At 64.9% G+C, this 13,197-nt stretch carries 12 protein-coding genes and 2 pseudogenes; 7 read left to right on the plus strand and 7 right to left on the minus strand.

From position 1 onward, the window contains the following. Positions 1-227 precede the first annotated feature (227 nt). Positions 228-1,211 carry a helix-turn-helix domain-containing protein gene (locus tag AC3WLT_RS23735; RefSeq protein WP_492594123.1) on the plus strand — a complete coding sequence of 328 codons (984 nt, stop codon included), beginning with the start codon at positions 228-230 and terminating at the stop codon, positions 1,209-1,211. Positions 1,212-1,340: 129 nt separating this feature from the next. Continuing rightward, positions 1,341-1,484: a hypothetical protein gene (locus AC3WLT_RS23740; RefSeq protein WP_492594124.1), complete on the plus strand. Its 144-nt coding sequence runs from the start codon at positions 1,341-1,343 to the stop codon at positions 1,482-1,484. Positions 1,485-1,526: 42 nt separating this feature from the next. Here the strand turns inward: AC3WLT_RS23740 and AC3WLT_RS23745 are convergent. The 3 genes and pseudogenes from AC3WLT_RS23745 to AC3WLT_RS23755 form a co-directional block, all read right to left on the minus strand. Further along, positions 1,527-1,676: pseudogene (locus tag AC3WLT_RS23745) on the minus strand (MFS transporter); the annotation flags it as partial. A gap of 261 nt (positions 1,677-1,937) precedes the next feature. Beyond that, positions 1,938-3,161: a CaiB/BaiF CoA transferase family protein gene (locus tag AC3WLT_RS23750; RefSeq protein ID WP_492594125.1), complete on the minus strand. Its 1,224-nt coding sequence runs from the start codon at positions 3,159-3,161 to the stop codon at positions 1,938-1,940. Beyond that, positions 3,158-3,298 (minus strand): annotated as a pseudogene (locus tag AC3WLT_RS23755) (hydroxymethylglutaryl-CoA lyase); the annotation flags it as partial. The pseudogene AC3WLT_RS23755 and the gene AC3WLT_RS23750, both read right to left, overlap by 4 nt. Before the next feature lie 286 nt (positions 3,299-3,584). On the opposite strand from AC3WLT_RS23755, the gene AC3WLT_RS23760 reads away from it, so the two are divergent. Together AC3WLT_RS23760 and AC3WLT_RS23765 are read left to right on the plus strand one after the other, a co-directional pair. After that, positions 3,585-4,214, plus strand: a complete 630-nt coding sequence (locus AC3WLT_RS23760; RefSeq protein ID WP_492594126.1) for a LysE family translocator — start codon at positions 3,585-3,587, stop codon at positions 4,212-4,214. Positions 4,215-4,439: 225 nt separating this feature from the next. Continuing rightward, positions 4,440-5,228, plus strand: a complete 789-nt coding sequence (locus AC3WLT_RS23765; protein WP_492594127.1) for a sulfite exporter TauE/SafE family protein — start codon at positions 4,440-4,442, stop codon at positions 5,226-5,228. Positions 5,229-5,266: 38 nt separating this feature from the next. Here the strand turns inward: AC3WLT_RS23765 and AC3WLT_RS23770 are convergent, their stop codons facing one another. Beyond that, entirely contained in the window at positions 5,267-5,515 is a 249-nt protein-coding gene (locus AC3WLT_RS23770) for a hypothetical protein (RefSeq protein ID WP_492594128.1), read from the minus strand. Positions 5,516-5,833: 318 nt separating this feature from the next. Continuing rightward, on the minus strand, positions 5,834-6,187 hold the full coding sequence (locus AC3WLT_RS23775; RefSeq protein ID WP_492594129.1) for a BON domain-containing protein: 354 nt from the start codon (positions 6,185-6,187) through the stop codon (positions 5,834-5,836). Positions 6,188-6,725: 538 nt separating this feature from the next. Here AC3WLT_RS23775 and AC3WLT_RS23780 point away from each other — a divergent pair. The 3 genes from AC3WLT_RS23780 to AC3WLT_RS23790 all read left to right on the plus strand — a co-directional run bounded on the left by AC3WLT_RS23780 (position 6,726) and on the right by AC3WLT_RS23790 (position 10,158). Beyond that, the gene (locus tag AC3WLT_RS23780) at positions 6,726-8,270 is read left to right on the plus strand and encodes a TAXI family TRAP transporter solute-binding subunit (RefSeq protein ID WP_492594130.1); all 1,545 of its coding nucleotides are present in this window, start codon (positions 6,726-6,728) and stop codon (positions 8,268-8,270) included. 170 nt (positions 8,271-8,440) lie between these two features. Further along, the gene (locus tag AC3WLT_RS23785; protein ID WP_492594131.1) at positions 8,441-9,085 is read left to right on the plus strand and encodes a 2-hydroxychromene-2-carboxylate isomerase; all 645 of its coding nucleotides are present in this window, start codon (positions 8,441-8,443) and stop codon (positions 9,083-9,085) included. Positions 9,086-9,165: 80 nt separating this feature from the next. Next, the gene (locus AC3WLT_RS23790) at positions 9,166-10,158 is read left to right on the plus strand and encodes a LysR substrate-binding domain-containing protein (RefSeq protein ID WP_492594132.1); all 993 of its coding nucleotides are present in this window, start codon (positions 9,166-9,168) and stop codon (positions 10,156-10,158) included. A 44-nt stretch (positions 10,159-10,202) separates the two neighbouring features. Here the strand turns inward: AC3WLT_RS23790 and xdhC are convergent, their stop codons facing one another. Together xdhC and xdhB are read right to left on the minus strand one after the other, a co-directional pair. Continuing rightward, positions 10,203-10,769 (minus strand): xanthine dehydrogenase accessory protein XdhC, encoded by a 567-nt coding sequence (gene xdhC / locus AC3WLT_RS23795; RefSeq protein WP_492594133.1) that lies wholly within the window; start codon positions 10,767-10,769, stop codon positions 10,203-10,205. 26 nt (positions 10,770-10,795) lie between these two features. Then, positions 10,796-13,174 (minus strand): xanthine dehydrogenase molybdopterin binding subunit, encoded by a 2,379-nt coding sequence (gene xdhB, locus AC3WLT_RS23800; RefSeq protein WP_492594134.1) that lies wholly within the window; start codon positions 13,172-13,174, stop codon positions 10,796-10,798. Positions 13,175-13,197: the final 23 nt, after the last annotated feature.

Consider the following 13,197-nt stretch of genomic DNA (forward strand, 5'->3'; position numbering starts at 1 on the left):
TCCCGTAAAAACCCGCCTTGCTGACAAAAATATTACAAAGCCACATTGCGGCCGGGTCTGCGCGCGGCGCCGGCTTAGGCTGACGGCTTAGGGTGACGGCTAGGGTGACGACTCAGGATGACCGCTAGGGTGACGGCTTCTTTCACAACTCCGGAGCGGGGTTTTTTTCGCATACACTGGGGGCGGCACGAGCTTTTCGGGGAGCGCCACCAGAATCGGGAGAAGCTATGCAACCGGTCCACCAGACAAGCAGCGCCGTCGAGATTCGCTGTTGCCGGAACATCGACGAGCAGGCGATGTTGTTCGACGCATGGAACCAGAGCTATTGCCAGATTTCTCGCGGCGCCTTCGACGGCTCGGTGAGTTCTTTTCTGGCGGGCGGCGTACGCGTGCTGGTCGAGCGGCTGAACCGCACGGTGTATCAACGCGGCCAGGTGGCGGCGTCCAGGCTGGCTGTCAGCGTTCCGTTTCAACTCGAGGGACATGCGCTGCTATGCGGGCAGACCAGTCATCGCGACGGCTTGCACGTGTTTTCCGGCGAGGGCGGCTTCGAGTTCTTATCGCCTGACAAGCACGTCGTGGTGAATCTGGAGATCGAGCCTGGCGCGATTGGCGATCGGCTGGTGCGATCGCAGCTCGATGAGATGACGCCGCTGCTGGGCGTGAGGCCTGGCGTGCTGAATGTCGATCCTGCGCGGCTGCAGAGCTTTCGCGAGGTCCTGAAGCCGCTGCTCGATGCGGTGGCCGCCACGCCGACTTTGCTCGATGACGCGGGCGTAGCCGCGGCGTTTGAGAAATCGGTGATATTCGGCCTGGCTGACGCGTTGCAGGGAATGCAGAGTGCCGATCCTCATGGACATCTCGAAGCGCGTACCGCGAGGAACTGGCAGCTCGTGCGAAGTGTTCGCGAATTGGTCGAGGGGTCGCCTGATTGCCCGCTGTCCGTGGCGGAGCTTTGTGCGCGGTTTCGCGCGAGCCGGCGCACCTTGCAATATGCTTTTGAGGACACCCTTGGGGTGAATCCTTCTGCCTATATACGAGCCGTTCGGCTCGACCATGTGAGACGTGAATTGCGGGGGTCTGCTTCAGTTACCGAAGTCGCTACGCGGTGGGGGTTCTGGCATTTTGGGAATTTCTCCAACGAGTATAGGGGGCAGTTTGGGGAACTGCCCAGCGAAACCTGGCGGCGTAGCCGGAGTCGGATGGTGTAGTTTTTCCTGGAGACAGCCAACCCGCCAACCCGTTCGCTACGCGCAAAAAACCCAACCACTAAAAACAAAACCAGCGCACACTACCCTTAGCTCCCTCGCGGAGCCAAAAAAGCCAATCGGGAGTCCATCATGGCAAAAGGTCAACTCCGCAGTAACCGCGAAGCGAAAAAACCCAAACAGGAAAAGAAGCCCAAACCAGCCACTTCGCCCTCCGGCGCGCCGCCGATCCGCGTGATGCCGAGCACGCCCGCAACGACCCAAAAGAAGCACTAAAAAGGCAAGCCCGCCCGCCAAGGCGGGCACCATCAGCAAGAGCTATCTGGAAATATCCTCCAGCGCAACATCGCGCGTCTTAGGCCCAAGCGTAGCGATAGCCAGCATCACGATCACCATCGCCCCTGAAATAAACGCGAACATCCCGTTCACGCCAAAGCGGCCCAAACACGCCGCGATCACGAACGCGCTGTCGATCGGAGTTGGCGCTTTAGCTGTCGATCAGAGTTCGCGTGTCGGCTGGAGTTAGCGCTTTAGCGCTTACTCCAGCCCCATAGCGCGTTACTCTGGTCCCATGCAAAGCACTTATGTCGATCCGGAGTTAGTGCTTCAGCACTTACTCCGGTCCCACGCAGAGCGCTCCGATCCCATGCAAAATGGTTGCTGAATTCCAGTCTGATGCCGGATGAAATTGATTGGCTATCCGCAACGCTTTTGAAACTCACACGACAATCAGGCGGCTTCGCGCGGCGTCCGAGCCAAGCCGCCGCCGAGCGTCGCGATCTGCGCGTCGTCATAGCCCAGCCCGCGCAGCACTTCGGCGGTGTGCTCGCCGATCTTCGCGATCGGCTGACGCGGTTGCAGGCGTTCGCCGTCCATCGAGATCGGCAACAGCGGCATCGCGGTTTCGCTGCCGTCATCGAGCGTCAAACGGGCGAGGCCGCCGCTCGCGTTCAGATGCGGATCGTCGAATAGCTCTTCGGGCCGCGTGATCGACGCGAACGGGATGTGGTCGCGCTCGAACAGCGGCACGAGCGAGGCGCCTTCAAAACGGCTCAAGGTTTCGCCGAGCGTGCGCAGCAGCCAGTCGCGCGCCAGCACGCGATCGTTGTTGGTCGCAAGCCGCGGGTCGGCCAGCAGGTCGGCGCGGCCGAGAATCGCGCACAGCGCGCGCCACTGGCCGTCGCCGGTCGCGGCGATGAACATCTGCTCGTCGTCGGCGAGCTTGAACACGTCGTAGACCGCCCATGCGCTGATGCGCTCGGGCATCGGCGCGGCGGGCACGCCGGTCGCCGCGAACTGCTGCATGTGCTGCGCGGACAACAGCACGCAGTTTTCGAACAACGCGCTCTGCACTTCCTTGCCGCGCCCGCTCGTATGCCGTTCGTGCAACGCGGCGAGCACGCCGATCGCGCCGAACATGCCGCCCATGATGTCGTTGACCGAACTGCCGGCGCGCAGCGGGCGGCCCACCGGTCCCGTCATGTAGGCGAGGCCTGCCATCATCTGCACGACTTCGTCGAGTGCGAGACGATGTTCATAGGGACCGTTGAGAAAGCCCTTGTGCGACACGTAGATGAGCCGCGGATTGCGCTCGCGCAGCGACGCATAATCGAGACCGAGGCTCGCCATGCGGCCCGGCTTGAAGTTCTCGACGAACACGTCGGCGGTATCGACGAGCTTATGCAGCGCCTCCAGCCCCGCCTCGGTATCGAGGTCGAGCGCGACGCTCTTCTTGTTGCGATTGAAGGTGCGGAAAAAGCCCGCGCCGGTGCCGAGCAAACGGCGCGTGCCGTCGCCGCGCGGCGGCTCGACCTTGATCACCTCGGCGCCGAGGTCGCCGAGAATCATCCCGCAGGTCGGCCCCATCACCATATGCGACAGCTCGACGACGCGAATGCCCGCGAGCGGCAACGTACCCGCACCCGGTTGGGAGGAAGACGAAAGCGGACTCATTGCAGCACCTGTGATGCGGAAAGTTGAGCGGTGGCGGTGAACTGCTTCGGCAAACCGGCGCGCGCCAGGTAGCCGTACAGCGGTTCGCCGGGTAAGGCGTCGGCCAGCACCGCACGCGACGCGATCAAACGGACGAGAAGGAAAAATGAGGTGGACAAGCGAAGTGGAAAAATTATGCCCGAGGAAAACGGCGGCCGAACTCAAGTCAGGGTATTCACGCCCGCCGCGCGCTGCGTTGTGCAGGTTTTCTGCGCGCCGCCTTGCTGGAAACTTTCGGTCTGGCTATGCTGACGCACGCGTCCGGCGTGCTCAATGCCCATTCAACGCAACAACGCAACGCGTGCACAACCAGGACAAGCAAACGGCACCGCACGAACCACGGCCAGCCAGCGGGCCAGACAGCGCAATCGACCAGGAAACTCCATGTCCACCACCAGCCTCTTCTTCACCGCCGCGGGCGTCGGCCTCGCCATCGCGGCGCCCGTTGGCCCGATGGGCATGCTGTGCATCCGCCGCACGCTGACCGGCGGTCCGCGCGCGGGGCTGGCGATCGGCATCGCCAGCGGCGATGCGGCCTATGGTTTGATCGCGGCGCTCGGGCTGGTCGGCATTTCGCAGTTCATGCTCGCCTACGACCGGCCCCTGCATCTCATAGCGGGTCTGTTTCTGCTGTACCTCGGCGTGCGCACATTGCTGCAAAAGCCGCCCGCCGACGCGCCGAACGGTGACGGCAAGCTCGCGCAGATCGGCCGCGCCGGCGCGCTGCGCGCGTACGCCAGTTCGCTGCTGCTCACGCTCACCAACCCGCAAACCGTCATCATGTTCGCCGCGTTGTTCACGACGCTGGCGCCGCGCGGCGCATTTTCATCGGGCATCGCGTTGACGACGGTGAGCGGCGTGTTTTGCGGCTCGATCGCGTGGTGGTGTTTTCTCGTGACCGTGGTGTCGCTCGCGCGCCACGCGATCGGCAGCAAGCTGCGGCTCACGATCGACCGGATCGTCGGGATCACGCTGGCGGCATTCGGCATCGTCGAAGTTCGCCGCGCGCTTTGAGCGGCGGAGGTTGGGGAGAGAGCATGGATCGTCGGGGAAAAGCGCGCCTGAACCTCCGCTGAAGCCGCGCCGATCGACGTCTTTATACGCAAGCGCGACAGTTTTGCGACAATAGCGCCTTTCGCCACGCCGACAACGCGCCTGTCCATCGACCATCGAAGACAGCCGCATGCCGGCATTGCCACCCAATCTACCCAACCCACCCGACCGTCAGCGGTCCGCTCAATGGCCTTTCCCCATATCGATCTGCTGTATTCCGTATCCGGCCTGTTCGTCGGCTTTCTGGTCGGACTGACGGGCGTCGGCGGCGGCTCGCTGATGACGCCGATCCTGGTCCTGCTGTTCAACGTGCATCCGGCCACCGCAGTCGGCACCGATCTGCTGTACGCGGCCGCGACCAAGGCGACCGGCACGCTGGTGCACGGCCTGAAAGGCTCGGTCGACTGGCAGATCACGCTGCGTCTGGCCGCCGGCAGCGTGCCGGCGGCGACCGTCACGCTGCTCCTGCTGCATCGTTACGGGATGGACACGCCGGGCGCGAGCCGGTTGATCCAGCTCGTGCTCGGCGTGGCGCTGCTGGTGACAGCCGTCGCGCTGGTGTTCCGGCCGCAGCTCGCGGCGCTCGGCGCGCACCGCTTGCGCGTGCCGAACCAGGGCCGCACGCTCGCGCTGACCATGCTGACCGGCGCGGTGCTCGGCGTGCTGGTGTCGCTGACTTCGGTGGGAGCGGGTGCGATCGGCGTGACGGTGCTGTTGCTGCTGTATCCGCTGCTGCCGACCACGCGCATCGTCGGCTCCGACATCGCGCATGCAGTGCCGCTGACGCTGCTGGCAGGCGCCGGGCATTGGCTGCTGGGTTCGGTCGACTGGTCGATACTGTTGTCGCTGCTGGTCGGCTCGCTGCCGGGTATCGCAATCGGCAGTTATCTGTCGTCGCGCGCACCCGATGCGCTGCTGCGCAACCTGCTCGCCGCCACCTTGACGCTGGTCGGCGTGCGCCTCGTGCTGGCCTGAACGTCAGGCCAGCACGCCGGGCCAGACCGGCGCGCCGGTTATTTGAAAAAACGGCAGGTCAGATCGGTCTCGAACTGCCGTACCCACTTGCCGTGCTGGTCGCGATAGGACTGCGCCCAGCCGCCGCGCCGCACCGTGACGAGGCGCTCATGCGCGGCGTCGTCAGGATCGGCGCAGGCGCTGATGTCAAAATGCGCCGGCGCGAAGCCGTGCCGCGCGCACACGAGTTCGAAAGCCGCCCGATCGCCGATTGGCAGATCGGTATAGCGCAAAAACGTGGTTTCCATGGCGTTGACTCCGGTTCCCCTTGCCTCACTGTACGCCACACGACGGGTCGATTGTGTGTCATTGCGCACGCCGGGCGGTCCGCTGCGGTGCTGCCTACAGCCTCGAAGTGCCCCGATCCATCATCACCGTTTCAAAAATCGCCGCTGCGAAAAATAAAACAAAAAAACGGGCTCCGGCCATTTGCTGGAACCCGTTTGCTGGCATGCATCAAGATGGCGCAAGGGGGCCACCCATCGCACGCTCCATGAGCGTGGCGCGCAGGGCGCCTCGCGGCGCCTCATGCACTTGTTGCGCGTATTGCCCCTCTTGCCACCCGCTTACTGCTGCTCGACGCTCAGCTTGTTCGACACCGACGTCACACCCGCGACGCCCTTGGCGACTTCGCCCGCCTTGTCGATCTGGCCCTGGTCAGGCACCGAACCCGTCAGCGTCACCGCGCCGCCGCGAGCGCGCACCGCGATGCTCGACACGTCGATGCCTTGCGCCTTGGCGAGCGCGCCGCGCACCTTGCGGCCGAGCTGGCTATCGGCCTTCTTGATGGTCTTGGCGCTCGCAGCCGGGGCGGCCATGGTGCCGCTTGCCATCGCATCGCTTGCCTGAGCGTACACGTTGCACGCCACCACCATCGCCACCACCGAACCCAGCGTCTTCAGAAAACCGACCGATTTCATAATTTCTCCTTTTGCTTCACATAGGACCGCATCTACCAAGCGGCTTCGTTACGACTACCGGCGGCCGGGCCCGGGCGCGACAAGGCGTGGCTGAGCGACGGCCGACTATGGCTGCAACACGGTGTGCGAGAGGCGAGAGAGGCCGGCCGCCGTTGCTGTATGCGATGACAGGCACGCGATGACAGGCATGCGCTGCGGCATGAAGGCCGGCAAGCCGCGAAGTCCGCCAACGCGCCCGGTTCTCCTGTGTCGTGCCGGGTCGCGCTGCGCAAACGTCTAATCGCGGCAGCGATGCACAATTTAATCTAGCCGGGCCAGAAGCGCAAAGGGTTTAGTCATGCTCGGGGCGTGGACCCGACGCCGTCGATGCGCAGTGAATGCCGCCGCCACGCGAATCTCAGGTACCATCGGCGCGGACGCGTGCCGCCGCCTGGCGGCCCGGCATCGAGCCGGGCATAGCGCGAGCGCCTCGACTTGCGCTACGCTAAAGCGCTGCCGCATCCTTGTTCACCTTCGACCGTAGCCGTCACGTCATCCGATGAAGCCTGCCACCGGCCGCAAACGCCGCCCCCGCCTCGTTGCCCGTTTCGTCGCGATCTCGTGGCGCGATCTGGCTGTCTCGTTCGGCCCGATCCTGCTGGTCGCCATCGCGGCGATCTGGGTCGCCGTGCGCCTGATCCAGCCCGCCCCGCCCAATACGCTGACGATCAGCGCCGGTCCCGAAGGCAGCACGTTCTGGACCGCCGCGCAAAAGTACAAGGCCATTCTGGCGCGCAACCGCATCACCTTGAACGTGTTGCCGTCGGAAGGCTCGTTGCAGAATCTCAAGCGCCTCTCGGACCCGAACTCCAACGTCGATGTCGGCTTCGTGCAGGACGGCGTCGCGCCCGGCCCGGTCAGCGACGGTCTGACGTCGCTCGGCAGCGTGGCGTATATACCGCTGGCGATTTTCTATCACGGCCCGACCGTCACGCGGCTCTCCGAATTCAAGGGCTCGCGTCTGGCGGTCGGCGCCGAAGGCAGCGGCACGCGGGAACTGGCGCTCGCGCTGCTCAAGGCGAACGGCATCGAGCCGGGCGGCGCCACCAAACTGCTGCCGCTCTCCGGCGACGACGCCGCGCAGGCGCTCATCTCCGGCAAAGTCGACGCCGCCTTCCTGGCCGGCGATTCGGCGCAGCCGGCGGTGATGGGCAAGCTCTATCGCACGCCCAACGTGCAGTTCTACGACTTCACCCAGGCCGATGCGTACACGCGCCGTTTTCCGTATCTGACGCAGCTCGTGATGCCGATGGGCGCTTTCGACCTCGGCAAGAATCTGCCCTCCGCGCCGATTCACATGGTGGCGCCGACCGCCGAACTGGTGGCGCGCGACTCGCTGCATCCCGCGCTCTCCGATCTGCTGATCGAAGCGGCGCGCGAGGTGCACGGCAAGGCGAACATCATGCAGCGGGCCGGCGAGTTCCCCGCACCGCACGCGCACGATTTCCCGATCAGCGACGACGCCGCGCGCTACTACAAGTCGGGCAAGGGTTTCCTCTACCGGATCCTGCCGTTCTGGCTCGCGAGTCTCGCCGACCGGCTGCTGGTGGTCGTGGTGCCGCTGATCGTGTTGCTGATTCCGGCGCTGCGCGTCGTGCCGTCGCTGTATGCATGGCGGGTGAAGTCGCGCATCTATCGCTGGTACGGCGCGCTGATCGCGATCGAACGCAGCGCGCTCAGCGAGTATTCGGCCGCCGAACGCACCACGCTGATCGAACGGCTCGACGCGATCGAGGACTCGGTCAACGGCCTGAAGATGCCGCTCGCTTATGCGGATCAGTTCTACGTGCTGCGCGAGCACATCGGCTTCGTGCGCGAGCGGCTGACGCATAGCCGCGAGGCCCAGCGCGACGCGCCGGCCGAGCCGGGCGAACCAGCTGAGCCGGGCGATGGACCCACGCCGCCCGAGGCGCATGAGGCGCATGAGGCAAACGAGGCAAATGAAGCGGCCGATTTAGGTGAAGCACGAGGTGAAGCACGGGAAGGCAGCGAGGCGGGCGACAAGGCGCACGAGTCTTCAGACGAGCGCCCTCGCCCTGCATGAGCGCCGGCATCCCCTGCCCCCAGCCGGGCCTGACGTGCACGGCAACGGCAGCCCGCCGGCTCCCCACCCTATTGACCGCTGCAAGCAGCGGCCGCACCGCGTAAGATCATTACAATTCCGACGGTTTAGCAGACGCACACCGTTCGGAGCAGGCAATCCGGGAGACATATATGACCGTTGGCATCGACGCCACGCAACCGCTGTGGTTTTACGATTTTGTCTCGCCGTTTACGTACCTGTTGCTCGAGCAACACGACAAATGGCCGGGCTTCGACTTCGCGTTCACGCCGGTCGTGCTGAACGACCTGTATCGTCACTGGGGTCAGCGGCCGGCTTACAGCGTGCCCGCCAAGCGCGTGTTCATGTACCGGCACGCGCTGTTTCGCGCGGAGCAGCTCGGCATTCCGTTCAAGATGCCGCCGGCTCATCCGTTCGACTCGATGAAGCCGCTGCTGCTCGCCACCGCGGCGAAGGGCGACATCGCCTTCGTGCGCGAGATCTTCCGTTTCATCTGGCTCGAAGGCCGCGATCCATCGAGCGACGCAGCGTTCGCCGAACTGTGTGAACGCGTCGGCCAGCCGGACGGGCCCGAGTTGATCAGGAGCGAAGCCGTAAAAGCGCAATTGCAGCGCAACACTGCCGACGCGATCGGCCTCGGCGTGTATGGCGTGCCGACCTTCCGTCTGAACGATCAATTGTTCTGGGGCGAAGACGCGCTGCCGATGGTGCTGTATTGCGCACGCAGCCCGAACTGGCTCGATTCGCAGGAAGTGAAGCGGGTCAGTTCGCTGCCGTCGGGCCTCGCGGACAACTAAGCGCAGGCGAGCCATCGTGCGGGCGGCTCCATGCGATGCCTCACCCGAGCCCGATCCGCTTGCACCGCCTCGCCTGAACCATGGACGACACCGCCGCCTCCCTCGACATCTGGCTCGTGCGCGTGCTGCGCACACTGCTGGTCGAGCGCAGCGTCACGCAAACCGCACTGCGTCTGAACCAGACCCAGCCTGCGATCAGCACCGCGCTGCGCAAGCTGCGCGAAACGCTGAGCGATCCGATCCTCGTGCGCGGCAAGTCGGGCATGGTGCCGACCGAATACGGCGAATCGCTGCTGGCGTCCGCGCAACGCGTGCTGCGCGAAGTCGATTTCGTCGCCACACCGCACGGCGACTTCGATCCCGGCCACTCGCGCCGCACCTTTCGCGTGGCCGCACCGGATTATCTGAACGACTTCTTCATGCCGACCGTGATCGCGCAGTTTCGCGAGGCGGCGCCGCATGCGCGTCTGGAAATCGATTCGCTGAGCCCGATGCTCGATCACTCGGCCGCACTCGATGCGGGCGAACTCGATCTGGTGATCGGCAACTGGCCGAAGCCCGATCCGCGCTTCGAGCGCAGCGATCTGTTCTCCGACACGGTGGTGTGCCTGATGCGCGCCGATCATCCGCTCACGCGCGCGCCGTTGACGCGTGAAGCGTATCTGGCCGCCCCCCATCTCGCGCCGACGCCCTATAGCGGCGCGCGCGGCGGCGCCATCGACATCGGCTTCGCGAGAGCGCGTGCCGAGCGGCGCATCGTCGCCACGCTGCCCTACTTCGGCCTGGTGCCGCAAACGCTGCTGCAATCGGATCTGATCTTCACCACCACGCGCCGCTTCGCGACGCACTACGCGAACATGCTGCCGCTTGCGGTTGTCGAAGTGCCGATTCCGTTTCCGCGCATCAAGTGCTATCAGTTGTGGCATCCCCAAGCGGATCGGCCGAGCGACGTCGGTTGGCTGCGGACTTTGATGTCGCAGGTGTCAGACGAATTGGTGGCGCAAAAGACGCGGCGCGTGAAACGGCCGCGGGAAAAGAAAACCTCAGAAGAGACGTCAACCTCGGCGCGCTGACGTTTCCTATTTGACCGCCTGGTTCGACTGTCTGAACTGACCGCTCAGACGCTCGCGCAGAGCCCGTGCGTCGCCGCCTGGGCCGCGGCCTGCCGCGCGCGAACCTGCAGCAGTTCCGCGCACACCGCCACCGCAATGGCCGGCGGCGCCTTGTCGACGATACCCGCCACGCCGATCGGGCAAGTCATCTCCACCAGCCGGTCCAGATCCACACCGCGATCCAGCAAGCGCCGCTCGAATTTCACGCGCTTGGTCTTCGAGCCGATCATGCCGAAGTAGGTGAAATCGCGCCGCCGCATGATGCGCTCGGCGAGCGAGAAATCGAGCGCGTGATTGTGCGTCATCACGAGGAAGTACGCGCCGGGCGGCGCCGCGTCGACGATCGCGTCGGGCGTGTCGGTTGCCTCGATCTGCACGTTGGCGGGCGTTTCATCGGGGAACAGTTCATCGCGTTCGTCGACCCACTGGACGACGCACGGCAAGCGCCCGAGCAGCGCGACGAGCGCATGGCCGACGTGGCCCGCGCCGAACAGCACGATGTGCATCGGCGCCGGAGCCGCTGCTTGCACGGCGCCGCGCCGGCCGATCTGAACGGAAGAAAAGTCGTTCATGGCGTTTCACCATTCCAGTGAGTATTTTAAAGCCGCGGCGACTGCCGTGCCGCCGCGGTCGCCGCCCGCACCGCGCCGACAGCCTTGAGGATTTCCTCGCTCGTCGCGGGCGCGTTCAGCGGCGGATTGACCTTGTGGCCGCCCACGGCCGACACCGCATCGCGAATCGCAAAGAACACCGAGAACGGCAGCAGCAACGGCGGTTCGCCGGTCGCCTTCGAACGATGGATGCTGTCCTCCGCATTGCGGTTCCTGAACAGCCGCACATTAAAGACCGGCGGCGTATCGTTGACGGTCGGAATCTTGTAGGTGGACGGCGCGTGCGTCATCAGCTTGCCGCCCGCGTTCCACCACAGTTCCTCGGTCGTGAGCCAGCCCATGCCCTGAATGAACGCGCCTTCCACCTGGCCGACGTCGAGCGCCGGATTCAGCGACGCGCCCACGTCATGCAACGCGTCCGCGCGCAGCACGCGCATTTCGCCGGTCAACGTGTCGATCACGACTTCCGAGACCGCCGCGCCGTACGAGTAGTAATAGAACGGCCGGCCTTGCAGCTTCGACTGATCCCAGTAGAGCTTCGGCGTCGCGTAGAAACCATCGGACCAGAGTTGAATGCGCGCGACGTAGGCCTTCGCGATCACTTCCTCGAACGGCACCACGATATCGCCGACCAGCACGCGGTCGTGCGCGAAGCGCACGTCGGCGGCGCTTACCTGCCCTGCGCCGAAGCGCTCGGCCGCAAATGCCGACAGGCGTTCGCGCAACTGGCGCGCCGCATCCTGCGCGGCCTTGCCGTTCAGATCGGACCCGGTCGATGCCGCGGTGGCGGACGTATTGGCGATCTTGCTGGTGTCGGTGGCCGTGACCCGAATGCGCTTGAAGCCGACGCCCAGTTCATGCGCGACGACCTGCGCGACCTTCGTGTTCAAGCCCTGGCCCATTTCGGTGCCACCGTGGTTCACCAGCACCGAGCCGTCGGTGTAGATGTGCACCAGTGCGCCGGCCTGGTTGAAGTGCGTCACGTTGAACGCGATGCCGAACTTGACCGGCGTGAGCGCGAGCCCCTTTTTCAGCACTTCGTTGTTCGCATTGAACTCGTTGACCGCCGCGCGCCGCGCCCGGTATTCGCTGGTCGCTTCGAGTTCGTCGATCAGCTCGTGAATCACGTTGTCTTCGACCACCTGACCGTACGGCGTCTGGTTGCGCTCGGTCTTGCCGTACAGATTGCGGCGGCGTACGTCGAGCGCATCAACGCCCACCGAACGCGCGACGTTGTCCATGATGTACTCGATCGCGAACGCGCCTTGCGGGCCGCCGAAACCGCGGAACGCGGTATTCGACTGCGTATTGGTCTTGCCGCAGAAGCCGTCGATCGTCACGTCGGACAACCAGTACGCGTTGTCGAAGTGGCACAGCGCGCGCGTCATCACCGGACCGGACAGGTCGGCGGAGAAACCGCAGCGCGAGGTCATGTCGACCGTCACGCCGTCGATCACGCCCGTGTCGTCGTAGCCCACTTCATACGTGTAGTGGAAATCGTGGCGCTTGCCGGTGACCATCATGTCGTCGTCGCGGTCCGGACGCAGCTTGACCGGGCACAGCAGCTTCCACGCGGCGAGCGCCGCGCAGCACGCGAACAGACCCGATTGCGATTCCTTGCCGCCGAAGCCGCCGCCCATCCGCCGGCATTCGATCAGCACGTTGTGCGACGCTACGCCCAACGCGTGCGCAACCATGTGCTGCATTTCGGTCGGATGCTGCGTGGAGCAGTAGACGTGCATGCCGTCGTCGTCCTTCGGCACCGCGTACGAAATCTGGCCTTCCAGATAGAACTGCTCCTGCCCGCCGAGCAGCATTTCACCCGCTTCGCGATGCGCCGCGCGGGCGATCTTCGTGCCGGCTTCGCCGCGCGCGAGTTTCATCGGCGGCAAGACGTGCTGGTTCGCGGCGCGCGCCTGCTGCGCGGTGAGGATCGCCGGCAGCTCCTCATAGACGACTTCGGCGCGGCGCGCGGCCAAACGCGCCGCTTCGTGCGAAGTCGCGACGACGATGAACATCGGCTGGCCGGCGTATTGCACGACACCGTCGGCGAGAATCGGATCGTCGCCGTGGATGATCGGACCGACATCGTTGACGCCGGGGATATCGTCCGCGGTGAAGATCGCGACCACGCCGGGCGTCGCGCGCACCTTGTCGAGCGACATCGAGACGATCTTCGCGTGCGCTTTCGGCGACAGGCCGAGCGCGGCGTGCAACGTGCCGGCGAGCGTCGGAATGTCGTCGGTGTAGGTCGCCCGGCCGCTCACGTGCAGATGCGCGGATTCGTGCGGACGCGAGATGTGCACCTGGGTAAAGTCTTCCTGTTCCTGAAGGTCTTTCAGGAACGGTTCGGCATGCTGATTCATTCTTCTATTCTCCGTATCCTTGT

Source organism: Paraburkholderia sp. FW306-2-2C-D06C, assembly GCF_058781505.1.

Bases quoted from the DNA above. Each gene is read 5' to 3' on its own strand.
- AC3WLT_RS23735 (WP_492594123.1), top strand. From the start codon at position 228: ATGCAACCGGTCCACCAGACAAGCAGCGCCGTCGAGATTCGCTGTTGC.
- AC3WLT_RS23740 (WP_492594124.1), top strand. From the start codon at position 1,341: ATGGCAAAAGGTCAACTCCGCAGTAACCGCGAAGCGAAAAAACCCAAA.
- AC3WLT_RS23750 (WP_492594125.1), bottom strand. From the start codon at position 3,161: ATGAGTCCGCTTTCGTCTTCCTCCCAACCGGGTGCGGGTACGTTGCCG.
- AC3WLT_RS23760 (WP_492594126.1), top strand. From the start codon at position 3,585: ATGTCCACCACCAGCCTCTTCTTCACCGCCGCGGGCGTCGGCCTCGCC.
- AC3WLT_RS23765 (WP_492594127.1), top strand. From the start codon at position 4,440: ATGGCCTTTCCCCATATCGATCTGCTGTATTCCGTATCCGGCCTGTTC.
- AC3WLT_RS23770 (WP_492594128.1), bottom strand. From the start codon at position 5,515: ATGGAAACCACGTTTTTGCGCTATACCGATCTGCCAATCGGCGATCGG.
- AC3WLT_RS23775 (WP_492594129.1), bottom strand. From the start codon at position 6,187: ATGAAATCGGTCGGTTTTCTGAAGACGCTGGGTTCGGTGGTGGCGATG.
- AC3WLT_RS23780 (WP_492594130.1), top strand. From the start codon at position 6,726: ATGAAGCCTGCCACCGGCCGCAAACGCCGCCCCCGCCTCGTTGCCCGT.
- AC3WLT_RS23785 (WP_492594131.1), top strand. From the start codon at position 8,441: ATGACCGTTGGCATCGACGCCACGCAACCGCTGTGGTTTTACGATTTT.
- AC3WLT_RS23790 (WP_492594132.1), top strand. From the start codon at position 9,166: ATGGACGACACCGCCGCCTCCCTCGACATCTGGCTCGTGCGCGTGCTG.
- xdhC (WP_492594133.1), bottom strand. From the start codon at position 10,769: ATGAACGACTTTTCTTCCGTTCAGATCGGCCGGCGCGGCGCCGTGCAA.
- xdhB (WP_492594134.1), bottom strand. From the start codon at position 13,174: ATGAATCAGCATGCCGAACCGTTCCTGAAAGACCTTCAGGAACAGGAA.